Raw genomic sequence first — 25,536 nt, forward strand, 5'->3', positions numbered from 1 at the left:
TGGAATTTCATATCAATTTTGATTGAACTTGAAAATTTAAATATCCTTTATATTAATATAAAATACATTTTACAATAAATGGATTTCAATATAAAAACAATGGCAGAATATGCTGCCGAAGGAAAATCGCCTGAAGTTTTATTTTGGGTTGGTTGTGCGGGAAGTTTTGACGACCGTGCTAAAAAAATTACAAAAGCATTCTGCAAGATATTAAATAAAATCGGCGTTGAATTTGCTGTTTTGGGACAGGAAGAAAGCTGTACTGGAGATCCTGCAAAACGTGCGGGAAATGAATTTGTTTTCCAGATGATGGCTTTAACGAATATTGAAATTCTTAATGCTTATGAAGTAAAAAGAATCGTTACGGCTTGTCCGCACTGTTTCAATACGCTTAAAAATGAATATCCTAGTTTAGGAGGGAATTTTGAAGTTATTCACCACACTCAGTTTCTTAGAAAATTAATGGAAGAAGGTCGTTTGAAGATTGAAGGTGGTGCTTTCAAAGGAAAAAAGATCACTTTCCACGATCCTTGCTATTTAGGAAGAGCAAATGACGAATATGAAGCTCCGAGAGTTTTATTGGAAAAATTGGATGCCGAGCTTGTAGAAATGAAGCGTTGCAAAACAAACGGTCTATGTTGTGGAGCAGGAGGTGCACAAATGTTTAAAGAGCCCGAAAAAGGTAAAAAAGACATCAATATAGAAAGAACAGAGGAAGCTTTGTCTTTTGAACCTAAAGTAATTGCAACAGGTTGTCCATTCTGTAACACGATGATGACGGATGGTGTGAAACACTTCAACAAAAATGAAGAAGTTGCCGTAAAAGATATCGTAGAGCTTTTGGCAGAAGCAGAAGATCTGTAATATTTTGATCTAAAAGTTATAAACGAACCGATATTTTCATGAAATCAAAATGGAATATTTCCTTTTTTTTCATTGTAATCATCATCACATTTCTTAGTTTCTGGAATTATAAAAACAGGATCTATGATTGGGATATGCCTGGTTATGTAGGTTGTTTATATACTTTAAAATTTCCTGATTCACCGGATAAAGTTCGCATACTTACTTACACGGAAATACAGAAAAAAGCTCCGGAATTGGAGTATAAAGATATTTTAGGAACGTTAAAGCCTGCCGACAAAGCGCGACAGGCTTTTGCTAATAATACAAAGGCTTTTACCGAACAATTGCCTTATTATCATATTAAAGTCGGATACAATCTTGCGATTTTAATTTTATACGAATTAGGATTTTCTTCACCCGATACTGTTACATTTTTAAGTATTTTTTCTTATTTTATTTCAGGATTATTACTTTTTTTAATTCTAAAAAATATTTTTCCAGAAAATTATTTCCTGGCAATTATTTTGACTGTCGGAATAATGCTTTTGCCACCAATAACGGATATGTCGAGAGGAGCAACGCCTGATATGTTTGTTTTTCAGATTTTACTGGTTTTCATGCTCGGTTTTATTAAAAAATGGAACAAATGGATTATGTTTTCGATTCTTTTTGCCATTACTTTTACTAGACCGGATTATATTCCTTTCACGCTAAGTTATTTAGCAACATTTGCAGTTTACGGATACATTACAAATAAAAAGCTGGATTTTAATCTTGCAATTCAAGGGATAGTTCTCTTACTTTTATATTTCACGATCATTAAGATTTGTCATTATCCTGGCTGGAAACATCTTTTTTATGATACTTTTATTCACAGGCGTGCTTTTATTTCCGCCTCTTCACCGGATTTTAGCCTTGAAGAATATCTTACTATTGTTTTTAACAAATTTTTGACTTTCAAAAAAGTTACCGCAACATCTGTAGGACTTTTAGGTTTGATATTTTACTTTTCAAAAGATTCTTGGATAAGAACTTTTTCTGTTCTTGTTTTCGTAAATATTTATATTAAATTTTTATTTTTTCCTCATTCCTCAATTTTTAGATTTTTTATTGGATTAATCATATTACTCTTGATCACATTTTTATATGCAGTAAGTAAAAAGTATAATGGTTTCAAACTCAGGAAAATTGCGTAATTTTGAACTTTAAATGTATCAGAAATGAAGATTGAAGAATCAAACATCGTAGAAGCTAACGACTATAGAGTGATCATATATCCTGCATCAAGACCTTTGGAAACGAAGGAAGCAAAAACAATAACTGAAAAATTGTTCGATTTCTTGGCAACTTGGGCGGCACACGGAAAACCACTTTCATCATCTTTTAAAATTGAAAAAAATCAATTCATCGTAATTTGCGTGGATGAAGAAAAGGAAATGGCTTCCGGATGCAGCATTGATGCACTTGGAAAAATCATGAGAGAGATTGATGAAGAATATCAATTGGGACTTTTCGACAGAATGAAAGCAAGTTTCGTAGAAAATGGCGAGGTAAAAACGTTGAAGCTTATCGATTTTAAATCAAAAGTAAGAAGCGGCGAAATTTCTAAAGATATTGAGGTTTTTGACTTTTCGAAAAATACTTATATGGAATTTATAGGAAATTTCCTTTTGCCTTTCGAAAGAAGCTGGGCAGCCGGAATTAAATAAATTTTATATTTAAATCAATACAATAAAAAGTGGAGTAGTTCCACTTTTTTGCTTTAAAGTATATTTGCAAAATCCATGAATAAAAAGGATTCTAATTGAAAATAATGTCTAAAATTCTCTTTTTAACGACCGCTCACCGATATGATGATGACAGAATTTTTTATCATCAGGCTAAAGCATTGCAAAAAGAGGGAAATAAAGTTAAAATCTGTAGTCTTTCATCAGAATTTCAGGGAAATATTGAGGGAATTGAAATTGAATCTTATTCGGTTTTAGAGAAAAGCACAGAAGAGAAAACGAAAGTTTTCGAAAGAGTTTGCGATTCTTTTCAGCCGGATTCTATTATTTGTTCGGAACCTTTGGCGGTAATTGCGGCTAAAAAATTCAAAAAGAAGAAAAAAATCAGCATTGTTTATGACATCACCGAATGGTATCCATCAATGAGAATGGTGGAAAATTTTTCTTTTCCTTTAAACATTATTCATGCTTTTAAATTTTTCCTGATTCAATTGTATGTAGGTTTTATCAGCACACATTACATTTTTGGAGAAAACACGAAAAAATTTCCTTTAGCTTACTTTTTTCCGTTTAAAAAATCCATTGTTTTGCCTTATTATCCGGATAATATTTATATTCATCAAAATATTAAAATATTAGAACCGAATAAAATCACACTTTGCTATACTGGACAATTTTCCGAAGAAAAAGGAATAGGAAATTTTTTCGCTGCGATTGACAGTTTAAGAAAAAAGAAACCTGAACTTGAGATTTCAATTCTTTTGATTGGTGGTGCAAGAAAAGAAAAAGACGAAAAATATTTTTCCGAATTAATTAAGAAATATCAATTTGAAAATATTAAAATAGGAAGATCAACTTCATTTGAAACTTTTACAGAAGCTTATGCGGATGCAGATATTTGCTTTGATTTGAGGGCTTTGAATTATGAAAATCATCATTGCTTACCGATCAAGATATTTTATTACGCCGCTTCAGGAAAACCCGTTATTTATACAGATTTGAAAGCAACCCGAGAACATGTTGATGTTTCAAAATTTGGCTTCCTGGTGGATCCTGAAAATTCGGATTTAATTGCGAATAATATTCTACAATATATCGAAAATCCTGAATTATATTCAGGTCATGCGAAAAATGCAAGATTGGAATATGAACAAAAATATAACTGGAATGTTATCAAAGACTCTTTTGTAAACTTCATCAAAAAATCAATACAATAAGATGAAGCAAAATACTATTTTGAAAACCTTCGTTTCCCGCTTTCTGATTCTGATATTGAATTTCGGGTTGGTCATTTACTCTACAAATATGTGGGGAAGTGAAGGAAAAGGAACGATTTCGATAGTAATTGCGGATCTTACAATTGTCAGTTTTTTTGCGAATGTTTTTGTGGGAAGTAGCATGAGTTATTTCGCTTCAAAGTTCAAAACGGAGGAAATTTTACCGTTTGCTTATCTCTGGTCGATTTTGATCGGAATTTTAATTCCTGTTCTTTTCAGTTTTAACCATACTTTAGAATATTCGAATTATTTAATTGCACTTTCGGTTTTGTCATCGCTTCTCGCAGCAAATGTGAATTTGTTTGTTGGGCAGCAGAATATCAAATTGTTCAATTTATACACTGTTTTACAGCAAATTGTTCATATTGTATTTATCATCATTGTTGTTTATTTAATTAAAATTACTTCTGTTAATTCCTATTTTTTGGCTCAGATAAGCTGTTTCGGAGCTTTATTTTTAGTGAGTACATTTCAGGTTTTAAAGCATTGTGATTTTAAAAGAATTTCGTTTTCTAAAGAAATTGGGAATAAATTATTCGATTATGGATGGAAAACCCAATTGAGCGCTTTTTTACAGTTTTTAAACAACAGATTATCATTTTATTTCCTTGAATATTTTAAAGGAATCGTAAGTGTCGGGGTTTTTTCCGTAGGAATTGCCTTTTCCGAAGCAATCTGGACGGTAAGCCGAAGTCTTTCTGTAGTGCTTTATGCAGATATTATCAATAATAAAAATTCTAATGAAGCCATTGAAAAAACAAAGATTTCTTTGCGTGTGAGCTTTTTAATTACATTATTATTTATTGTCGTGATGCTGATAATTCCCGCTCAACTATATTCCATGATTTTCGGGAAAGATTTTAGCCAGACCAAAGAAATTGTTTTATTTCTTTCACCCGGAATTTTAGCAATTGCAGTAAGTAATATTATCGGATATTATTTTGCAGGAATCAATAAGCTGAGAATTTTGAATGTTAAAGCAATGATCGGGCTTATTTTCACAGCGATTTCTTCGTTTTATATTATTCCGAGGTGGGGAATTCGAGGAGCCTGTGTTATTACCTCTATTTCGTATTGTCTTTCGTCCGGATTATTATTTTGGAGATTTTATCAGATCACAGAATTTCGTGTTCAGGATTTTATTCTTTCAAAAACTGAAATTAATTTACTTTTAAATAAAGTCTTAAAGAAAAAATAAGAGGACAAAATAAAAATAAGTTTTTATCTTTGTTGGAAATGAGGAATATTGTTTTTGGATTTTTGGTGATTTTTTGTGCCTTTCTGAGCTGCAGAACGGATGATGATGATTTACAGCAAATCGACCAGATCTTGAATATTTATATGAAAAACGGAGCAGGAAGAGATCTCTTTCACAAAAAGAAAAATAACACCTATTTTACCTACTCCTTAAATGACGTGAATGGTGTAAAAGATCTTGCTCCAGTAAGCAGTACTCTAAAAGCTACTGCCGATTCCACGCTTTTTATTGAATATATTGCAGGTGCGAAAAGAGTAGGGCTCGATACGCTTGATCCAAACAATAAAACTTATCAGTCTGTAATTACAGTATCATTAATAAAGCATTTGAATGATGCCATTCTTGATACTATTAATGAACGTCTGAGAATTGAATATCATATGACGCCTTCTGTTTTTGAAGTCTCGAAAGTATATTATAATGATACATTGAGATTTACAAAACAACCAGGTTCTCCGAACGTAGTTACTATCGTAAAATAATTTTATACATTTGCAAAACTGTTGACATTCCGATGCTCAACATTCTAATAACTAACATCTAAATAAAATGTTACAAGTCAATTTTTTGCGCGACAATAAAGAGCGCGTTTTAGAAGGTCTTAAGAAAAGACAATTCAAGAATCTTGAGTTGGTAGACGAGGCTATTGCTACTGACGAACAAAGGAAAAAAGTTCAGTTTGAGCTGGATTCCCAACTTTCCGAAATCAATAAGATCTCCAAAGAAATCGGGATTTTAATGAAAGAAGGAAAAAAAGAAGAAGCAGAATTATCAAAATCTAAAACGGCACAGTACAAATCGTCCAGCAAAGAATTGGAGACTCAATTGGGTAGTTTAGAAAAAGATTTAATTAATATTCTGTATCAAATTCCCAATATCCCGAATGAATTGGTGAAAAGTGGCGCATCCGCAGATGATAACGAAATTATTTATCAATCTCATGACGTAGAAGGTCTTGGTGAAGGAGCAATTCCTCACTGGGAACTTGCCAAAAAATACAACCTTATCGATTTTGAATTGGGAGTAAAAATTGCCGGAGCCGGTTTTCCTGTTTATTTGAATAAAGGAGCAAGACTACAGAGAGCTTTGGTTCAGTATTTTCTGGATAAAAATGTTGAAAAAGGATATATGGAAGTAAATCCTCCTCACGTTATTAATGAAGCATCAGGATATGGAACAGGACAATTGCCTGATAAAGAAGGACAAATGTATTATATCGGGGAAGACGATTTATATCTGATTCCTACGGCAGAAGTTCCAGTGACGAATTTATATCGTGATGTTCTTTTTAATGAGAAAGATTTGCCGATTAAAAATACTGCATTTTCTCAGTGCTATAGAAGAGAAGCGGGAAGTTACGGAGCTCATGTAAGAGGACTGAACCGTCTTCACCAGTTCGAAAAAGTAGAAATCGTAAGAATTGAAAAACCTGAAAATTCTTATGCTGTTTTGGAGGAAATGGTAGAACATATCAAAGAAATTCTTACAGATCTTGAATTGCCTTACAGAGTTTTGAGACTTTGTGGTGGCGATACAGGTTTTGCTTCTGCAATGACGTATGATTTCGAAGTTTGGAGCGCGGCTCAGGAAATGTGGCTGGAAGTAAGTTCTGTTTCAAATTTTGAAACGTTTCAGGCAAACAGACTGAAATGTCGTTATAAAACAGACGGAAAATCTCAGCTTGTTCATACATTGAACGGTTCTGCAATGGCATTGCCAAGAATTATGGCAGCTTTGCTTGAAAATAATCAGACTGAAGACGGAATTAAACTTCCGAAGAAAATCGCTGAATATGCGAGATTTGATGTGATTAATTAAGATTTTAATTATACTTAAATACAAAAACCACTGGATGATGATTTCCAGTGGTTTTATTTTATTCTGTTGTAATAATTATTTGTTTATCCGAATTTACTAAAGGTTTTCTACCTTTTTCTTCACTAAATAAATAACTGAGATCATAATTTATCCTTACCGAATAATCATCTACTTTCGTAATCCAATCATGTTTTCCGGAGATAGATTTTATTTTTTTGTCAAACTTTAATGTTGTACCTATTTTTTTATAAATCATTTTCGCATATTCCAGCGAGGTTTTGGCTTGCAAGGAAGTAAGTTCATGATTGCTTAAAATATCTTTAAGTCCATTTAAACTTAGATTTTCCGTATCTATTGTTAATGTTTTTCCATCCCATGAATTCATTGCTAATTGATCGATCGGAAGCTGATTATTTTTTAATATTTTTTTTGTTGAAAAATAGTCATCTTTTGAAAAACGATCCATTTTCAAAGAAAACCCAGACATTTCTGTATTATCAAAATTAGACTTAACAAAGATTTTTTTCAGGATTTTAATAGAATCCGGATCTTTTATTTTCCACTCTTTTTTCTTCAGATAGCCATAAGCACTTGTCCAATTTTTTGGAAGTGTTCCGATATCTTCAATTCCTGATTTTTTTGTTTTGGAAGTGTCTGCAAGTCTGGCTTTTAAAATCGTCATGGCATCTTTCATATCAATGTTGATCATTGTGCTTGATGCTTTGTCTTTGTGAAAAATAACTTCAGACTCTACTGAACATGACTGAATGACGAAAAGAATGACGAATAAAAAAAATAAAATCTTTTTCATACGTTTTTATTTAATGGCAATTAACTTTGCTATGATCGTGAGTACTGTGATCTCCCGGTAAATGACAGTCGCCTTGATTATCTTTAGAAATCGTCATTGCTTCTGCTCGTGGAGAAATATAAGGAATTCCTAATTCCAGACCTCTCACAATAAATAATCCTCCTAAAATAATCATTACTACAGGAATGACTTTTAAAACTTTAATTCTGAAAGTCTGATTCATAAGATTTCCGACTAAAACTACGGCAAACATAAAAGGAAGTGTTCCCAAACCAAATAAAGCCATATATGAAGCTCCCTGCCATATTCCACCGCTTGCCAAGCTTGCCGTTAAAGCCATGTAAACCATTCCACATGGTAAAAATCCATTTAATATTCCTGTGGTGAATCTTGAACGGTAATCTGCTTTTTGAAGTAATCTTCCTAAATTTGATTTTACTTTAAATAAAAACTTAGAAAAGAAAGGGACTTTTGAAGCAAAATCTTTTCCTCCAAAAGAGAAAACAGCCATTATGATCAATAAAATCCCAACGGCAATCGTTAAATATTTCTGAAAACCAGCCATCTCAAAGCCTTCTCCTATAATTCCCAAAATTGCACCTAATAGAGAATAAGTGAAAATTCTTCCGAATTGATAGGTTAGATTCTGAAGGTAAAAATTAGTAGCTTGTTTTTTTGTTAATCCCATCGACAAAGCAATAGGTCCGCACATTCCGATACAGTGAAATCCGGAAGCAAAACCCAAACCGATTGCCGATAAAATAAGTGCTATTTCCATATCACATCATAATCCATTCTATAGTCTGTCTTGTCTTTTGTGAAGGTAAGACGTAAAGTATAATTTCCCATTTTTAAAACCTGTCCCGGAATTAAAAATGATTGATTGGCATCTAACTGTACAGATTTGTGTACATCAAGATTTTGGTCGTCGGTTCTGTTCAAAACAAATTTTACCGTAGTATTGGAATTGTTATAATCTTTTGGAAAAGTTATTTTAATTCCGTTTTTATCCTGACTGTAAACAGGCTTTTCCTGTAAATCGTCGGCTCTTTTCTTAGCGTCGATTACATCCTGATATTTTAATTCTTCCTCATAGTAATTGTCCGTTACCATTTCAGAGTTTTTCTGCCCGTTCGGGAAAAGAAACATCATCGATAATATAAAAACTATGAACGCAACTAATGCGATTACAACACCGTGTCCCCAACTAAAGTTTTTCATTCTTCAAAAATTAAAATTGTAATTTAAATGGTCCTTCGAAATATGTTTTATAAGAATCCACAAGTTTTCCTTTCATATCGTAAACCCCGATCGTAATATTCTGTTTAGAAAGATTCATTTCACTTTCCGGGAAACTGATATTGATAGTTCCTTTTGTAATTTTATCTCTTTCTACAGAAATCTTGCTTGAAGCACTGTAAATAATTTCTCCGTGTTTTGGCTCAATTACTTTTATTGTTACAATTTTTTTCTCGTTGGTTTTGTTTAAGAAAGTATAATTGTAAGTATTTGTAATTTTTCCGTCTCTTACGAAGAAAGTACTTCCTGCAGGTTTAATGAATTTGGCTTCCATTTCAGCTCTGCTTGATAAAAGATAGCCTAAAAATCCGGTTAAAAGTACAAGAACGACAGCAAAACCTTTCATTCTTCCTGTAAATTTAAATGGAATCTCTTTTTCGATCTCGTTTTCTGTAGCATATCTTATCAGTCCTTTTGGAAGACCAACTTTTTCCATTACTTCATCACAAGCATCAATACAAGCGGTACAATTTACACATTCCAGCTGTTGTCCGTCTCTGATGTCGATTCCTGTAGGACAAACTACAACACATTGATGGCAGTCAATACAATCACCTTTTCCTGCGGCTTTTCTATCTTCGCCTTTTCTCCATTTTGATCTGTTTTCTCCTCTTTTAAAATCATAGAAAACATTTACCGTGTCTTTATCAATTAAAACACCCTGTAATCTTCCGTATGGACAAACCAAAGTACAAACCTGCTCTCTGAACCATGCAAACACAAAGTAAAATGCTGCCGTCAAAAGAATCATTACGATAAAGTTTGTAGGATTGGCAAATGGTCCTTCGGAAACTATTCTGAAAACTTCTTCATATCCTACAATATACATGAACATGAAGTGAGTGATAATTAAGGAAATAATGATGAAAATTGTCCATTTCAAGCTTCTTTTCCAGATCTTTTCGGTATTCCATTCCTGTCTGTCGAGCTTCATTTGTCTATTTCGATCTCCTTCAATAAGGTAATCAATCTTACGGAAAATAGATTCCATAAAAATTGTCTGAGGACAAATCCACCCGCAGAAAATTCTTCCGAACGCAATCGTAAAAATGATGATAAATATTAAAGAAGTAATCGCTCCAAGAGTAAGGATAAAGAAATCCTGTGGATAGAAAGGCTGTCCGAAAATGAAGAACTGTCTATCGATTACATTAAATAAAATAAGAGGATTACCATTAATCTTGATAAATGGTACCGCAAAGTATATTAACAATAAAATATAACTTACAATATTCCTATAGTTGGTGTATTTTCCTTTTGGCTTTCTTGGAAATACCCACCTTCTTTTACCGGATTGTTCCATTGTCCCGATAGAATCTCTGTAAGTCTCAGGGTCCAGAACTTGTCCCTGTCCGCCGCGTACTTCTATTTCTTCTATATCTGACATTTTGTAAAGTATTTAAAAAAAGAAAAACATAATTCGTTACTATTTTTTATCTAATAACAAATTATGTTTTTCATATGTTTTAATTTATTTAAGTTAAATTATTCTTTTTCCCAATGAGCTTCAGTTCCCTGAGGAGCTGCCCCGCCTTGAGCCTGTGTCACTGGAGCTTGCTCTTGGTTGATGTGGTAAACGTATGCTGCAATCTTCTCAATTTCAGCACCTGAAACTTCTCCGTTTTTACCGAATGGTCTCATCGTTGGGTTATTTGGAGAACCATTCCAGTCCATATGGAATACGTTTTTGAATAACGTTTTCTCCGGCTGATTGATCCAATAGTTATCAGTCAGGTTTGGACCGATACCACCACCACCATCTTCTCTGTGGCAAGATGCACAGTTTGTTTTGAACAATTCTTTACCTTCGGCAATATTATCAGCTGAATATTTCGCTGTTTCAATTGTTACAGGAGGCTGTTCTTCATTATATTTTGCAATTGCTGCTAATTGTTCCTTATATTCTTTTTCATATTCGCTTAACGGGTGAGCGAAATCTGTAAAAGAGAATGCGCAGATATACACAATACAAAAAGCAGTCCCAAAATAGAATAAACCTACCCACCATTTTGGTAATTGGTTATCCAATTCCATGATCCCGTCGAAACCATGATCGATAAGGATATCATTTTCTTCAGCTGCAGATTGTTTTTTGAAAGCTGCATCATACATTCTTTTTAAGAAAGGAACTTTCTTCTCTGCTAAATATGCTGCTTTCTCTTCAGGAGATAATTTTTTGAATTTATTGTTCTCAATCAAATCTCCGATCGCACTGTGAATGTAAGCCAAAATACCGCCAATCACTACAGTTCCCCAGAAATATGGTGAACCTAAGAAGGCATAACTTTGTACAAACAGATAATAAAAAACTATTAAAAGTCCAATTATTATTAAAATGTTTACAACAACCGGTGTTCTTTGTTTCATAATAAGTAGTTTAATTTTTTAAATTAAAATCGTCATCTTGATCATCCTGCAGAGGTGCTTCTTCTTCTTCTCTGTAATATTTTTTAGGTCTGCTAAAAACATAAATTACTAATGCGACGAAGAACAGCAAAAAGAAAATCAGAGCCAACGTCTGGTAAAAACCAGCATTTTCTGTATTGGATAATATGTCTTTAAAATTCTGAGGTATCATGATGTGAACCTTTTAATATTTAGTTATTACTTGCTGTTTTTATTTCAGTTGTCTTAATATCTGTTCCTAATCTTTGTAGGTAAGAAATAAGAGCCACTACTTCTTTTTTCTCTAATTCACCTTGAGGTTTCTTAGAATAAGCTTCTTTCAAATCAGGTGCTTCAGACATAATTTCTTTTACAATTTTCTTAGCTTGGTTATCTGCCCAAGTGTTTGCAGAGTCAATTCCTGCTTTTGTATAAGGTACGTCAAATGCATTCTTCATTAGCTTCATTTTGTCAACCATTTTAGATCTGTCTAAGTTGGTAGCAATTAACCAAGGATAACGAGGCATGATAGAACCTGCAGATGTAGATCTTGGGTTGTACATGTGTTTGTAATGCCATGCACTTGGGTTTTTACCACCTTCTCTATGCAAATCCGGCCCTGTTCTTTTTGATCCCCATAAGAATGGTCTGTCATATATGAATTCTCCTGCTTTAGAATACTGTCCGTTTTTACCGTTGAATCTCGTAATCTCATCTCTGAATGGTCTTACCATCTGTGAGTGACAAGCGTTACATCCTTCTCTGATATAAATATCTCTACCTTCTAATTCCAGTGGAGAATATGGTTTTACAGCTGAAATGGTAGGTACACTTTTCTTAAGAGATAGAGTAGGGATGATTTCCACCATACTACCAATTGAGATTGTTAATAAAGATAAAATACCTAATAATACAGGAGTTCTTTCTAACCAAAGGTGAGTTCCTTCTCCTTCTTTACGTTTAGGACTAACATTTGCTAATGCCGGAGCTTCTGCAGGTACATCTTTTTGGAACGATCCTTTTCTTACAGTAGCGATTAAGTTAACTACCATTAATAGACCTCCTGAAAGATAGAATAAACCTCCTACGAATCTCATTTTAAAATAAGGAATAATCGCAGTTACAGTATCCAACCAGTTTTTCCAAACTAAAGTTCCGTCCGGGTTGAATTGTTTCCACATTAATCCCTGAGTGAAACCTGAAATATACATTGGTACTGCATAGAAAATGATACCTAATGTTCCTAACCAGAAATGCCAGTTAGCTAATTTTGTTGAATATAATTTCGTTCTCCACAAGATTGGGATCAAGTAATAAATAACACCGAATGCCATGAAACCATTCCATCCAAGTGCACCTAAATGTACGTGACCAATTACCCAGTCTGTAAAGTGACCGATTTTATTAATGTTTTTAGTTGCCAAAAGCGGACCTTCGAATGTTGCCATACCATAACAAGTAACTGCAACTACGAAGAACTTCAAAATAGGATTTTCTCTTACTTTATCCCAAGCTCCTCTTAATGTAAGAAGTCCGTTTAGCATTCCTCCCCAAGATGGTGCAATAAGCATGATGGAGAAACCTGTTCCCACTGCTTGAGCCCAAGCTGGCAAAGCTGTATACTGAAGGTGGTGAGGACCAGCCCAGATATATACGAAAATTAATGACCAGAAGTGAATAATAGACAGTTTGTATGAGAATACCGGTCTGTCTGCAGCTTTTGGTAAGAAATAATACATCAAACCAAGAACCGGAGTTGTCAATACGAATGCAACCGCATTGTGACCGTACCACCATTGTACGATGGCATCTTTTACCCCTGCGTAAGCTGAATAAGATTTCCAGCCTGTGAAAGATAATGGAACTTCTAAGTTGTTAAAAATGTGTAGCATTGCTACTGCGATCCAAGTTCCGATGTAAAACCAGATTGCTACATATAAGTGTCTTACTCTTCTTTTTGCAATAGTTAAGAACATATTTGCCCCAAAAATGATCCATGAGAATGCGATCAAAATATCAATTGGCCATTCGTGTTCTGCGTATTCTTTAGAAGTGTTAATTCCCATAAAGAATGTAACGTAAGTCACCAAAATCATGATCTGCCATGTCCAGAAGTGGATCCAAGACAATGTATCACTGTACATTCTTGTTTTTAACAATCTCTGTAAAGAGTAATAAACTCCTACATAAACGATGTTCATTACGAATGCAAAGATTACAGTGGTTGTGTGCAACATTCTGATTCTTCCGAATCCAAATGCACCATGAGTTTTTATTAAGCCCTGTATACCACCACCTATACTGTTAATGGTAGTATCATCCGTTCCAAAAAAGAATTCTGGAAGTTCCGGATAGAAAAGCATTAATGCCGCCGTAAGTCCAAACAAAAACCCTATGATCCCGAAACCTACGGTCGCATAAAGGAATGCCCGGACAATACTGTTGTCATAACTAAACTTTTGTGTTTCCATATCAACTATTCACTTTTTTCTTCAATTTTATTATTTTCTCCTTTTTCATTATCGCCTTTATTGTTGCCTAGCTCTTCTTTTTCCTTTATTTCATCGGAATCGAAGAGTATTCTCACAGCCGGAGATTCATCATCTTCAAACTGTCCTTTTCGGGCATACACTATAAACACGACCAGGAAAACAGCAGCCAAAGAAACACTGCATAGGATCATTAAATATAGAATATCCATTTGACAACAAAATTAACCTATTTTCGGGGTTCAAATTTAGTGAAAAATAATGACATTCATCACGAAATACGGGTTTTGGCTAATTTAAAATCAGTCTAAATAAGGGCTTTTGAGAGCGTTATTTGAAGTATTTCCTACCCAAAATCCAAGTTGAAAGTGTGGTGAATGAAACTACTGTGATAGAACTTGCAGGCATAATTAAAGCTGCGAAAAGAGGATGCATATGTCCTGTAACTGCGTAACTTAAACCAACAATATTGTAAAGGAAACTGATTATAAATGTCATTTTCACAATTGTTATTGAGCCTTTACAGACATTTAGGTATTTGTCTAATCCTACTACTTTTTCACCATTCATAATGACGTCTGAAGAGGGTGTGAAGCTGTTTGAATCATCGGAAATTGCTATGCCTACGTTGCTTTGTTTTAAAGCTCCGGCGTCATTTAACCCATCTCCAAGCATCGCAACTTTCATATTTTGATTCTGAAGATTTTGAATATAATTCAGTTTGTCTTCAGGATTTTGGTTGAAAGCCATTCCTTTGTAATTCGGAATTAATTCCTTCAATTGATTTTCTTCAGACGAATTATCACCACTTAAAATGAAAACTTTATAATTGGTAAGTTTTTTGAATAAGTCTTTCAGGTTTTCGCGGTATTCATTCTTAAAGATAAATTTCCCTAAATATTCATCATTTTTGCTGATATAAACCGCTGTTTCAAGATTTTTTGATTCCTGATTATTGTATTTTGCGGAGCCAATTTTATAAACATTTCCTCTTACACTGGCTTCGTAACCTTTTCCTGAAATTTCCTGAAATTTTTCAACAGGAAAATATTCATCCTTTACTTCGATAAATTCATATAAAGATTTCGAAAGCGGATGGTTTGAATTCTTTAATAACGTTTTGAAATTCAATAAATCAAATTCATTGATCTCAGAGCCTTCAAATTTAATATTTGATTTTTTTCTGTGAGTAATTGTCCCTGTTTTGTCGAAAACAATCGTGTCAAGTTTTGCAATTTTTTCGATCGTAATTGTATCTTTTACGTAGAACTTATTTCGACCTAAAATCCTCATAATGTGTCCGAAAGTGAACGGTGCAGACAATGCGAGAGCACAAGGACAGGCAATAATCAAAATGGCAGAAATTACTTGGAACATTTTGTTTAAGTCAATAAAATACCAATAAGTTCCGGCAATTAAAGCAATGCCTAAAATAATGAATGTGAAGTATTTGCTGACGTTATTTGTTAATGTGTCAAGTCCTGTTTCGTGCTTTTTAAACGCTTCTTTATTCCAAAGCTGTGTCAGGTAACTTTGATCAACATTTTTAATAACTTCAAGTTCCAAGGAAGAACCAATTTGTTTTCCTCCTGCAAAAATTTTATCTCCGGGTTGTTTGCTGATACTTTCACTTTCTCCGGTAATGAAACTGTTGTCGATATTTCCTTCTCCATTAATTAAAATCGCATCAACCGGAATAATTTCCTGATTTCTAACCAAGATTCTGTCTCCAACTTTTACTTCAGAAAGCAAAATATTGTCCTGTTTTCCTTCAAAATCAACTTTTGTAACCGCAATCGGATAAAAAGATTTGTAATCTCTATCGTATGAAAGTGCGTTGTAGGTTCTTTTTTGGAAAATTTTACCTAAAAGCATGAAAAATAAAAGACCACAAAGTGTATCGAAATATCCTGATCCATAGTTTGTTGCAACCTCATATAAACTTCGTCCAAAAAGAACGATAATTCCTAAAACAATCGGAACATCAATATTAACTATCTTGTTTTTTAAACCATACCAAGCTGATTTGTAATAGTCTGAAGCTGAATAAACAACAACAGGAATTGCCAAAAAGCACATTAAAGCTCTGAAAAGTCCTTTGTAGTGCTCCATCCAGTAATCTTCACCGCCGATATATTCAGGGAAAGCGAGGAACATTCCGTTTCCGAAAGCAAATGCAGCAATCGCAAATTTTACAAGTAAAGATTTATCTAAATGCTCTACGTTTTTGTCAGCTGTTTCAAGACTAACGACAGGTTTGTATCCTAGATTCGTTAAGAAAACAGCTAATTCGCTTAATTTTAAATCATTATGATTGAAGGATATCTGTAGAGTTTTTCTGGTAAAATTAACCTGAGAATATTTAATATTTTTATTTAAAGTATGAAGGCTTTCTAGTAACCAAATACATGAAGAACAATGTATTACAGGAATTTTAAATGTAACTAAACTTGTGCTGCCTTCAGAAAAATCTGTTACCTTCTCGAAGATTTCAGGAGTGTCCAGATATTCAAACTGTGAAGAACTTTCATCGGGACGAATTCCTGCTCTTTTATTAAGCTCGTAAAAATTGCTTAAATTATTGGTATTCAGAATTTCGTAGACCGATTTGCAACCGTTGCAACAGAAAATCCTTTCATCGAATAAAATTCTTTCCTTTTCGATACCTTGACCACAATGAAAACAGTTCTCGCTCACCTTCATAAATTATTGAACTACAAAATTATAACAATTTTTTTTGTTTATCGAGTTAAAAAGTTCTATTTTTGTGATAAATGTCATATAAAATGTCGCAGGAACAACAGATTGCAATCGAAGAGAGGTTCGCAAGAGTTTTTAATGATAAATCATTCAAGGAAAGACTTTCCAGCGCTGATTTTGAGAAATATATTAACGCAAAAAAGAAACTGAGTTTTCAGAAGCACGATACTATTTTTGAGGACGGAGAAACTCCAAAAGGAGTGTTCGTTTTAGAAAAAGGTGCAGCTAAATTATCAAAATCGGGAGCTTTCGGAAAAGATCAGATTCTTAGATTTATCAAAGAAGGTGATATCATCGGTTATCGTTCTTTGCTTTGCGGGGAAAATTTCCAGGCAAAGGCTGAAGCGATGACGGATATCGAAGCAACATTTTTACCGGCAGATATTTTTATGTCTCTTTTAGAGGTTGATCCTCAGTTATCATTTGTAATGCTTCAAAAGATCTCTTACGAATTGGGAGAATCTTCCAATACGATTACTTTCCTTGCTCAAAAAACGGTAAGAGAAAGATTAGCAGAGATTTTATTGCTTTTAGAACAAAAATTGGGAGTTGATCCGGAAGGTTTTATTAAAATTTCTTTAACAAGAGAAGAAATCGCCAATATCATCGGAACAGCTACAGAAAGTGCTATCCGCTTGATTTCGGAATTTAAAGGAGATAATCTCATCGAAGTAGACGGAAGAAATATCAAAATTCTCAACCACGACAAATTAATGAAACTAGGACACGTAGTTTTATAAAAATCATAGAAAACTTTAAGTCGGCTCAGTGCCGACTTTTTAACTTTTAAAAATAGATACATTATGTCTGTTCATTCTGAAATTAAAAAAGTTACGACTGAAACCTTGCGTAAAATGAAATTCGACAAGGAAAAAATAACAATGCTTACAGCATACGATTATACTACTGCAAAAATGGTAGATGCGGGAGGAATTGATGCGGTTTTGATCGGAGATTCTGCAGCAAATGTAATGGCGGGTTTTGAAACGACGTTGCCTATTACTTTGGATCAGATGATTTACCATTCTCAAAGTGTGGTAAGAGGAACTGACAGAGCTTTGGTTGTGGCAGATTTACCTTTCGGAACATATCAGAGTAATCCTGAAAAAGCGTTGGAATCTGCAGTAAGAATGATGAAAGAAGGCGGTGCTCATGCTGTGAAAATTGAGGGTGGAAAGGAAATTTCAAAATCTATTAAAAAAATTATCAACGCCGGAATTCCCGTAATGGGACATTTGGGATTGACACCTCAGTCGATCTACAAATTCGGAACATATAAAGTAAGAGCAAAAGAAGAAGCTGAAGCTGAAAAATTAATTGCTGATGCTCAAATTTTAGAAGAATTAGGCTGTTTTGCAGTTGTTTTAGAGAAAATTCCTGCGGATTTGGCTAAGAAAGTTACCGAAGCTATTTCAATTCCTACAATCGGAATCGGAGCCGGAGCGCATTGTGACGGACAGGTTTTGGTTTATCACGATATGGTGGGAATGAACCAAGGTTTCAGCCCAAAATTTTTAAGAAGATATCTTGATCTTTATACAGAAATCACAGGAGCGGTTGCGCAATACGTGAAAGATGTAAAAAGTGTAGATTTCCCGAACGAAAAAGAAAGTTATTAATGAATCAAAATCTTCAGACTATTCAGGGTGTTGTTTCAATTTTAGCTATCGTTTGCCTTGCAGTGGGATGGTTCAATTTGTTTTCTCCTGATGTAAATGACATGCTTTCCAAAAGAATATTTTATATCGTTGTTGGGATAAGTTTTATTTTGCAGGCTCCATTATTGGCGAACAGAAAATTTGTTTATCCGATGTATGCAGCAGCTGCACTTTGCATTGTTGGTGCTTTTTTACCTTATGATTCAAAACTTACGGGAATGAAGACCATTGGACTTTTAGGCGGAGTTATTATTTCATTTTCCAACAGACCAAATTTTCGCCGATAAAAAATGGAGGAGCAGATTGTATATGAAGACAACCATCTTTTGGTTATCAATAAAAAAGTCGGACAGCTTGTACAGGGCGACAAAACCGGCGATGAATCTTTATTAGACTCAATCAAGAATTTTATAAAAATAAGAGATGACAAACCCGGAAATGTTTTTCTGGGTTTGGTTCATCGCATCGATAGACCAACTTCGGGTTTGGTGATTTATGCTAAAACTTCCAAAGCATTGTCCCGTTTGACTCAAATGGTTAAAAACCGCGAGATCAAAAAAACATATTGGGCAGTTGTAGCGAAAGATATGATTCCAAAAAATCAAAGATTGGTTCATTATTTACAGAAAAACGAAAAAAATAATAAAGCCATCGTCTTTACAAAAGCTACAGATGGCGCAAAAGAAGCAATTCTTACATATAATGTCATTAAAAGTTTAGATAATTATCTTTTGTTGGAAATCGATCTTGAAACAGGAAGACATCACCAAATCAGGGCTCAATTATCCAAAACCGGAGTTCCGATTAAAGGAGATTTAAAATACGGTGCACCTCGTTCAAATCCGGATGGTGGAATTAATCTTCACGCCAGAAAGCTGGAATTTATTCATCCTGTTACCAAAGAAAATATTGAAATCATTGCTCCGGTTCCGCAAAATGATGCCATTTGGAGAGCTTGTGAAGAGTAAAATTCCGTAAAAATACTTATTTCAAAATAGTGGTTTCCCTGTATCTGTATTTGTTTTTTAAAAATAGCTTTACACTATCAATTTTAAAGAACAATAATCATGCTTACACTTGGACAACTTAAAGAAGCGACATGCTCTAAATCGATGTATGCTTCGAAATTTTTACCATATGTTGTAGCAACATGTGATAAGTTTTCTATTAATACACCTTCAAGAATGCTTAATTTTTTGGCACAGGTCGGTCACGAAAGTGGCGGGTTGTTCTATACCGAAGAATTGGCAAGCGGAAGTGCTTATGAAGGAAGAGCGGATTTGGGAAATACCCAAAAAGGAGACGGCGTAAAATTCAAAGGAAGAGGATTGATTCAGATCACCGGAAGAGCAAACTATAAGTCAGTTTCTCTCGCATTAGGAACTGATTTTATCGTAAATCCCACGTTTTTAGGAGGGAAAAATGTTACAAAATGTAATGATATACAACTGAAAAATGCAGCAGAAAGTGCAGGCTGGTTCTGGAATAGCAGAAAGCTAAATGCATTAGCAGATCAAATTGATATTACTAAAAGTATCGATACCGGAAATAATCTTGTTGTTTTTAAGAAAATCACAAAAGCTATTAACGGAGGTTACAATGGTTTGCCGGACAGATTGAATCGTTATAAAGCAGGATTACATTATTTTCTATAATTAAAATAATCTTGCCATGAAACATTTATTATTCTTACTTATATTTTTCTTTTCAAATAGTTTCTTCGCACAAAAACCTATTCTTCACGATTTGAAAGATCCTAAAATGCATGCAGGTTGTTATATTGATGGAAAGAAAAATGCGGTTGCTAATTTATCTGAAGATGAAGGAGCTTTGTTTAATTTTACAGGAAAAGATGAAATTTTTCCTCCAATAAAAGCAACAAAAGAATATCCTGAAGCCTTTGGAAATAAAGTGTATAAGATTTATATTAAAGAAACAAAATCAATAAAAGATAAAAATTCATGTATTGAAAACAAGATATATGAAATAAAAATTATCTACAAGAAAAAAGCCTATTTCTATTCTAAAAAAGGAATGTGCGGCTGTTAATTTCTTTAAAAATACTTGACTGAAAACTTTAAAGATTATCTCAACATTGGGATAGTCTTTTTTATTTTAGAAAAATTAAAAATTTTGTGCATTTCAAAAAAATGTATAACTTCGCTTCAAACTTTAGGGGTGTCTGTTTACAAAACAGGCTGAGATTTTACCCTTTGAACCTGATTTCTAGATCATACTAGCGTAGGGAAAAGTGAGATGACTTTTGCTGTACATTCTATTGTACAATGATGGGCATTCCTAAAGTGTTTAAAAAATTTAGGAATGGAACTCACAATCAATCACACACGAAAAACGTTTGATGTACTTCCCGAAACTCTGGAAGCATTAATGGCTATTGAGGTACCTTACAAACAAAAAGGTATTGCAGTTGCCCTTAACAATCGCATTATTCCGCAGTCATTCTGGGCGGAAACTATTCTCAACAACAACGATTCAATTTTAATTATCACTGCTACTCAAGGCGGTTAAAAAATATTTTTATGGCTCATAAAATCACACGTTCGCCGTTTCCGAACTCAAAAAAAATCTATGTTGAAGGGAAAATTCATCCGATCAATGTAGCGATGCGCGAAATACACCTAAGTCCGACAAAGCTTACCAACGGAAAAATTGAAGAAAATCCGCCCGTCACAATTTACGATACATCAGGACCTTACACCGACGAGAATTCAGAAATCGATATTGAAAAAGGACTACCAAGAATCAGAGAACAATGGATTTTGGATAGAAATGATGTAGAAATTCTTGATGGAATTACTTCTGAATACGGAAAAGCCCGTCTTTCCAATTCAAAATTGGATGAATTGCGTTTTTCTTACAATCACAAACCAAAAGTTGCGAAGGAAGGACAACAAGTTACCCAATTATACTACGCAAGACAGGGCATCATCACTCCCGAAATGGAATACATTGCCATCAGAGAAAATCAAAAAATTGAGCAATTGGATTCTGTTTCAAAGGATATGGCTTTTCAACATCCTGGAAACAGCTTTGGAGCAAGAACTCCGAAAAGCAAAATCACTCCAGAATTTGTAAGAGACGAAATCGCAGCCGGAAGAGCAATCATTCCCAACAATATCAATCACCCTGAAAGCGAGCCGATGATTATCGGACGAAATTTCTTGGTTAAAATTAATGCCAACATTGGAAACAGTGCCGTTTCATCAAGCATTGAAGAAGAAGTTGAAAAAGCAGTTTGGGCTTGCAGATGGGGAGCAGATACGATTATGGATTTATCTACCGGAAAAAACATCCACGAAACCAGAGAATGGATCATCAGAAACAGTCCGGTTCCGATTGGTACCGTTCCGATTTATCAGGCATTGGAAAAAGTGAAAGGAGTTGCAGAAGATTTAACATGGGAAATTTTTAAAGATACTTTGATCGAACAAGCGGAGCAGGGAGTTTCTTACTTCACAATCCACGCCGGAGTTTTGTTGAGATATATTCATTTAACAGCAAAACGTGTCACTGGAATTGTTTCCAGAGGGGGTTCTATCATGGCAAAATGGTGCTTGTTTCATCATAAAGAAAACTTTTTATACACCCATTTCGAGGAGATCTGTGAGATCATGAAAAAATATGACGTTGCTTTCTCTTTGGGAGACGGTCTTCGTCCGGGTTCGATTGCCGATGCGAATGATGAAGCACAATTTGCAGAATTAGAAACTTTAGGTGAATTAACAAAAATCGCATGGAAACACAATGTTCAGGTGATGATTGAAGGTCCCGGTCATGTTCCGATGCACATGATCAAAGAAAATATGGAAAAGCAATTGGAAGTCTGTGATGAAGCTCCGTTTTACACTTTAGGTCCTTTGACGACAGACATTGCTCCAGGTTACGATCATATCACTTCGGGAATCGGAGCGGCAATGATTGGCTGGTTCGGGTGTGCAATGCTTTGCTACGTGACCCCTAAAGAACATTTAGGACTTCCGAATAAAGAAGATGTAAAAGTTGGAGTTATTACCTATAAACTGGCTGCTCACGCTGCAGATTTAGCTAAAGGTCATCCCGGTTCGCAATACAGAGATAATGCTTTGAGTAAAGCCAGATTTGAGTTCCGTTGGGAAGATCAATTTAATTTGTCGTTAGATCCTGATACAGCGAGATCTTATCACGATGAAACACTTCCGGCAGACGGAGCGAAGATTGCCCATTTCTGCTCAATGTGCGGACCAAAATTCTGTTCGATGAAAATCACACAGGAAATCCGTGAGTCTGCAGAGAAAGGAATGTTCGACAAATCGCAGGAATTCATTGAAAAAGGAAAAGAAATTTATATATGATCCTTGTAATCACTCCCGAAGAAACTATTCAAAACGAAACTGAATTGATTAATGAATTATTTCAAGAAGGATTGGATTTGCTTCATATCAGAAAACCTTTCATTAATTCAGAAGGAATGACGGATTTTATTCAAAAGATAGATTCTGAATTTCATCATCGATTGGTTTTATATAGTCATTATGATTTAGTGAAAAATTTTAAGATCTCAAGATTTCATTTCAGAGAAATTGACAGACAAAATGGATTGTTTAAAACTTTTACAGATAAAATAATTTCAACGTCTGTTCATGATATTGAAATTTTTAATGAATTAAATGAAGATTGGGAATATTCGTTTATCAGTCCGGTTTTTCCGAGTATTTCTAAAAAAGGATATGGTAAAAACTCAACGATTTTGAATGAAATTAAAAAACGAGAGAATCCAAATGTAAAATTAATTGCTTTGGGAGGAATTAATGAAAAAAATATCAATAAAGTTTTTGAAAGTGGAGCAGACGGAGTGGCTTTATTAGGAGCAATCTGGGAAAGTGATAAACCTTTAAATGTTTTCAGAAAATGCAGACAGAACGTCCTTTCGTAATGAGCATTGCCGGCTACGATCCAAGTGGAGGTGCAGGTTTATTGGCAGATATTAAAACATTTGAACAATTGAAAGTTCAGGGATTGGGAGTTTGTACAGTAATGACTTTACAGACAGAATCTCAATGTTTGAGCTTGAATTGGCAGCCTTTAGATGAAATTTTATCTGCAATTGATTTTTTGATGAAAAATTATCATGTTGAAGCCTTGAAAATTGGAGTTGTAAAAGATGCTCAATTTTTAAATGAAATCATTAAAACTATTAAAATCAATAATTCCGAAGCCAAAATTGTCTGGGATCCTGTTTTGAAAAGTACTTCTGAATTTTCTTTTTTTGATTTAAATACAATTTATGAGTTGGAAAATGTTTTAAAACAAATAGATTTAATTACACCAAACTATAATGAATATAAGGTTTTAAAAGAAAATCATCTTTTTGAAGAATCAAAAAATTCATGTTCAGTTTTAATGAAAGGCGGTCATCGGGAAGATAAGCTAGGAACAGATATTTTAATTCAAAACGGTAAAGAAATATTCATTAATCCAATTGATACAACTTCTGATTTTTATCCAAAACACGGTTCAGGTTGCGTACTTTCTTCCGCAATTGCAAGTCATTTAGCTTTTGGAAAAAATTTAGAGGAAGCTTGTCGAAACGGAAAATTATACATCGAAAAATTTTTAACAAGCAATCCGACTTTATTAGGATTTCACTATTAAAACTTTAAAAACTTTATGGTCTTTGTTAAGTGGAACGCCTTTGCGAACTTAAAAGCATTTAGTAGTTAAAAAAAATCTTTGCGCACTTTGCGTTTAAAAAATAAAAATGGAAAAATTACAATACATATCTCAAGGATTCACCATAGAAGATCAGGAGCTAAATATTCGAAAAGCCCTTGATAATGGGGTAAAATGGATACAAGTTCGCTGGAAAAATGCTCCTGAAAGTGAATTTATCAAACTTTGTGAAATTTCAAAAAAATTATGCTCCGATAATCACACGGTTTGTATCATTAATGATCATGTTTATATTGCAAAAGACATCGATGCAGACGGCGTTCATTTAGGATTAAAAGATACTTCCATAGAAATTGCAAGACATATTTTAGGGAAAAATAAAATCATCGGAGGAACGGCAAATACAATTTCAGATGTTCTTCAAAGATTGAACGAACCTTGCGATTATATCGGTTTGGGACCGTTGAGATTTACTTCAACCAAAGAACAGTTAAGTCCGATTTTGGATTTTGAAGGATACAAAGAAATTGTCCAAAATTTAAAAGAAAGATCACTAGAAATTCCAAAAATATTCGCCATCGGCGGAGTCGTTCTGAGTGACATCGAACTCTTACAGCAAATCGGAATTTACGGAATGGCAGTTTCAGGACAAATCACCAATCAGCCTTCCATTATCAACGAATTTAAAACCGTTTTACAATGAAAAATCAACCATTAATAATAGCAGACAGAGTTTTTGAATCAAGATTGTTTTTAGGAACAGGAAAATTCGGAAATCTTTCAGAAATGACCGATTCCATCATCGCTTCAGGAAGTGAAATGGTAACAATGGCGTTGAAAAGAATCGATTCTCAATCTTCAGAAGATGATTTATTGAGTGCCTTAAAACCAACAAAATCTCATCTTTTGCCCAATACTTCAGGAGCAAGAACAGCCAAAGAAGCGGTTTTGGCAGCACAATTGGCAAGAGAAGCTTTGGAAACAAACTGGGTAAAATTGGAAATCCATCCGGATCCGAAATATTTATTACCCGATCCGATTGAAACACTGTATGCAACGGAAGAATTGGCAAAATTAGGATTTATCGTGATGCCTTACATTCATGCTGATCCGGTTTTGTGTAAGCGTTTGGAAGATGCGGGGACGGCTGTTGTGATGCCTTTGGGAGCGCCGATTGGAACCAATAAAGGCTTGAGAACGTTGGATTTTTTAGAAATAATTATCAGTCAGAGCAACGTTCCTGTTGTGGTGGATGCGGGAATTGGAGCGCCTTCCGATGCTGCAAAAGCAATGGAAATGGGCGCTGATGCAGTTTTGGTGAATACAGCAATCGCGGTTGCAAGAAATCCTGTGAATATGGCATTGGCTTTTAAAGAAGGCGTCATTGCGGGAAGAAGAGCTTTTGAATCCGGTTTGGGCGCGATTGCACAGCACGCAGAAGCATCAAGCCCGCTGACTTCTTTTTTGTTTGATTAAAGCCAAGAAAATAAGAGTCCCAAAGGGACGATTCAGCAAAGGGTAGGATAAAATCCTATCTG

The 25,536-nt window shown here is 34.3% G+C and carries 28 protein-coding genes and 1 riboswitch; of the genes, 19 read left to right on the forward strand and 9 right to left on the reverse strand.

The features are described from left to right. The first annotated feature begins 78 nt into the window (after positions 1-78). From ABD940_RS18535 to serS, 7 genes are all read left to right on the forward strand, one after another. Positions 79-864: a (Fe-S)-binding protein gene (locus tag ABD940_RS18535; RefSeq protein ID WP_345207260.1), complete on the forward strand. Its 786-nt coding sequence runs from the start codon at positions 79-81 to the stop codon at positions 862-864. 38 nt (positions 865-902) lie between these two features. Then, on the forward strand, positions 903-2,042 hold the full coding sequence (locus tag ABD940_RS18540; protein ID WP_345207262.1) for a hypothetical protein: 1,140 nt from the start codon (positions 903-905) through the stop codon (positions 2,040-2,042). Positions 2,043-2,066: 24 nt separating this feature from the next. Beyond that, entirely contained in the window at positions 2,067-2,555 is a 489-nt protein-coding gene (locus tag ABD940_RS18545) for a hypothetical protein (protein ID WP_345207264.1), read from the forward strand. A 104-nt stretch (positions 2,556-2,659) separates the two neighbouring features. Next, positions 2,660-3,790 (forward strand): glycosyltransferase, encoded by a 1,131-nt coding sequence (locus ABD940_RS18550; protein ID WP_345207266.1) that lies wholly within the window; start codon positions 2,660-2,662, stop codon positions 3,788-3,790. Between the two features lies 1 nt (position 3,791). After that, a complete protein-coding gene (locus ABD940_RS18555) occupies positions 3,792-5,048 on the forward strand; it encodes an MATE family efflux transporter (RefSeq protein WP_345207268.1) in 1,257 nt (418 codons plus the stop codon). A gap of 38 nt (positions 5,049-5,086) precedes the next feature. Continuing rightward, complete coding sequence (locus ABD940_RS18560) at positions 5,087-5,590, forward strand: hypothetical protein (RefSeq protein ID WP_345207270.1); 504 nt, start codon at positions 5,087-5,089, stop codon at positions 5,588-5,590. Between the two features lie 67 nt (positions 5,591-5,657). Continuing rightward, a complete protein-coding gene (serS, locus tag ABD940_RS18565) occupies positions 5,658-6,926 on the forward strand; it encodes a serine--tRNA ligase (protein WP_345207272.1) in 1,269 nt (422 codons plus the stop codon). Between the two features lie 58 nt (positions 6,927-6,984). On the opposite strand, the gene ABD940_RS18570 is transcribed toward serS, so the two are convergent. From ABD940_RS18570 to ABD940_RS18610, 9 genes are all read right to left on the reverse strand, one after another. Then, on the reverse strand, positions 6,985-7,737 hold the full coding sequence (locus ABD940_RS18570; RefSeq protein ID WP_345207274.1) for a hypothetical protein: 753 nt from the start codon (positions 7,735-7,737) through the stop codon (positions 6,985-6,987). A 10-nt stretch (positions 7,738-7,747) separates the two neighbouring features. Further along, on the reverse strand, positions 7,748-8,515 hold the full coding sequence (locus ABD940_RS18575) for a sulfite exporter TauE/SafE family protein (protein ID WP_345207276.1): 768 nt from the start codon (positions 8,513-8,515) through the stop codon (positions 7,748-7,750). Then, positions 8,506-8,958: a FixH family protein gene (locus ABD940_RS18580; protein ID WP_345207278.1), complete on the reverse strand. Its 453-nt coding sequence runs from the start codon at positions 8,956-8,958 to the stop codon at positions 8,506-8,508. Before ABD940_RS18580 ends, ABD940_RS18575 begins: the two co-directional genes overlap by 10 nt. 10 nt (positions 8,959-8,968) lie before the next feature. Then, the gene (gene ccoG / locus ABD940_RS18585) at positions 8,969-10,423 is read right to left on the reverse strand and encodes a cytochrome c oxidase accessory protein CcoG (protein WP_345207280.1); all 1,455 of its coding nucleotides are present in this window, start codon (positions 10,421-10,423) and stop codon (positions 8,969-8,971) included. A gap of 98 nt (positions 10,424-10,521) precedes the next feature. Next, the gene (locus ABD940_RS18590) at positions 10,522-11,403 is read right to left on the reverse strand and encodes a cbb3-type cytochrome c oxidase N-terminal domain-containing protein (protein WP_345207282.1); all 882 of its coding nucleotides are present in this window, start codon (positions 11,401-11,403) and stop codon (positions 10,522-10,524) included. A gap of 10 nt (positions 11,404-11,413) precedes the next feature. Next, a complete protein-coding gene (locus ABD940_RS18595; RefSeq protein WP_345207284.1) occupies positions 11,414-11,614 on the reverse strand; it encodes a CcoQ/FixQ family Cbb3-type cytochrome c oxidase assembly chaperone in 201 nt (66 codons plus the stop codon). 19 nt (positions 11,615-11,633) lie between these two features. Next, on the reverse strand, positions 11,634-13,892 hold the full coding sequence (gene ccoN, locus ABD940_RS18600; protein WP_345207286.1) for a cytochrome-c oxidase, cbb3-type subunit I: 2,259 nt from the start codon (positions 13,890-13,892) through the stop codon (positions 11,634-11,636). A 5-nt stretch (positions 13,893-13,897) separates the two neighbouring features. Then, positions 13,898-14,122 carry a cbb3-type cytochrome oxidase assembly protein CcoS gene (ccoS, locus tag ABD940_RS18605; RefSeq protein ID WP_345207288.1) on the reverse strand — a complete coding sequence of 75 codons (225 nt, stop codon included), beginning with the start codon at positions 14,120-14,122 and terminating at the stop codon, positions 13,898-13,900. Between the two features lie 118 nt (positions 14,123-14,240). Next, on the reverse strand, positions 14,241-16,607 hold the full coding sequence (locus ABD940_RS18610; RefSeq protein ID WP_345207505.1) for a heavy metal translocating P-type ATPase: 2,367 nt from the start codon (positions 16,605-16,607) through the stop codon (positions 14,241-14,243). 89 nt (positions 16,608-16,696) lie between these two features. On the opposite strand from ABD940_RS18610, the gene ABD940_RS18615 reads away from it, so the two are divergent. From ABD940_RS18615 to ABD940_RS18670, 12 genes are all read left to right on the forward strand, one after another. Then, positions 16,697-17,410, forward strand: coding sequence for a Crp/Fnr family transcriptional regulator (locus ABD940_RS18615; RefSeq protein ID WP_345207290.1), 714 nt, complete (start codon positions 16,697-16,699; stop codon positions 17,408-17,410). 63 nt (positions 17,411-17,473) lie between these two features. Continuing rightward, entirely contained in the window at positions 17,474-18,289 is an 816-nt protein-coding gene (gene panB / locus ABD940_RS18620) for a 3-methyl-2-oxobutanoate hydroxymethyltransferase (RefSeq protein WP_345207292.1), read from the forward strand. Then, entirely contained in the window at positions 18,289-18,615 is a 327-nt protein-coding gene (locus tag ABD940_RS18625) for a hypothetical protein (RefSeq protein ID WP_345207294.1), read from the forward strand. The genes panB and ABD940_RS18625 overlap by 1 nt, the downstream gene beginning before the upstream one ends. A 3-nt stretch (positions 18,616-18,618) precedes the next feature. Next, a complete protein-coding gene (locus ABD940_RS18630; RefSeq protein ID WP_345207296.1) occupies positions 18,619-19,296 on the forward strand; it encodes an RluA family pseudouridine synthase in 678 nt (225 codons plus the stop codon). Positions 19,297-19,395: 99 nt separating this feature from the next. Further along, entirely contained in the window at positions 19,396-19,983 is a 588-nt protein-coding gene (locus ABD940_RS18635) for a glycoside hydrolase family 19 protein (RefSeq protein WP_345207298.1), read from the forward strand. A 16-nt stretch (positions 19,984-19,999) separates the two neighbouring features. Continuing rightward, complete coding sequence (locus ABD940_RS18640; protein WP_345207300.1) at positions 20,000-20,377, forward strand: hypothetical protein; 378 nt, start codon at positions 20,000-20,002, stop codon at positions 20,375-20,377. A 115-nt stretch (positions 20,378-20,492) separates the two neighbouring features. After that, a riboswitch (TPP riboswitch) is annotated at positions 20,493-20,593 on the forward strand. A 57-nt stretch (positions 20,594-20,650) separates the two neighbouring features. Further along, on the forward strand, positions 20,651-20,857 hold the full coding sequence (thiS, locus tag ABD940_RS18645; RefSeq protein ID WP_345207302.1) for a sulfur carrier protein ThiS: 207 nt from the start codon (positions 20,651-20,653) through the stop codon (positions 20,855-20,857). 11 nt (positions 20,858-20,868) lie between these two features. Beyond that, positions 20,869-22,680, forward strand: coding sequence for a phosphomethylpyrimidine synthase ThiC (gene thiC, locus ABD940_RS18650; protein ID WP_345207304.1), 1,812 nt, complete (start codon positions 20,869-20,871; stop codon positions 22,678-22,680). Beyond that, positions 22,677-23,261 carry a thiamine phosphate synthase gene (locus ABD940_RS18655; RefSeq protein ID WP_345207306.1) on the forward strand — a complete coding sequence of 195 codons (585 nt, stop codon included), beginning with the start codon at positions 22,677-22,679 and terminating at the stop codon, positions 23,259-23,261. Before thiC ends, ABD940_RS18655 begins: the two co-directional genes overlap by 4 nt. Further along, the gene (locus ABD940_RS18660; protein ID WP_345207308.1) at positions 23,237-23,980 is read left to right on the forward strand and encodes a hydroxymethylpyrimidine/phosphomethylpyrimidine kinase; all 744 of its coding nucleotides are present in this window, start codon (positions 23,237-23,239) and stop codon (positions 23,978-23,980) included. Before ABD940_RS18655 ends, ABD940_RS18660 begins: the two co-directional genes overlap by 25 nt. Positions 23,981-24,086: 106 nt before the next feature. After that, entirely contained in the window at positions 24,087-24,701 is a 615-nt protein-coding gene (locus ABD940_RS18665; protein WP_345207309.1) for a thiamine phosphate synthase, read from the forward strand. Then, entirely contained in the window at positions 24,698-25,474 is a 777-nt protein-coding gene (locus ABD940_RS18670) for a thiazole synthase (RefSeq protein WP_345207311.1), read from the forward strand. Before ABD940_RS18665 ends, ABD940_RS18670 begins: the two co-directional genes overlap by 4 nt. Positions 25,475-25,536 lie beyond the last annotated feature (62 nt).

Source organism: Chryseobacterium ginsengisoli (assembly GCF_039542325.1).
GTDB classification, from domain to species: Bacteria; Bacteroidota; Bacteroidia; order Flavobacteriales; family Weeksellaceae; genus Chryseobacterium; species Chryseobacterium ginsengisoli.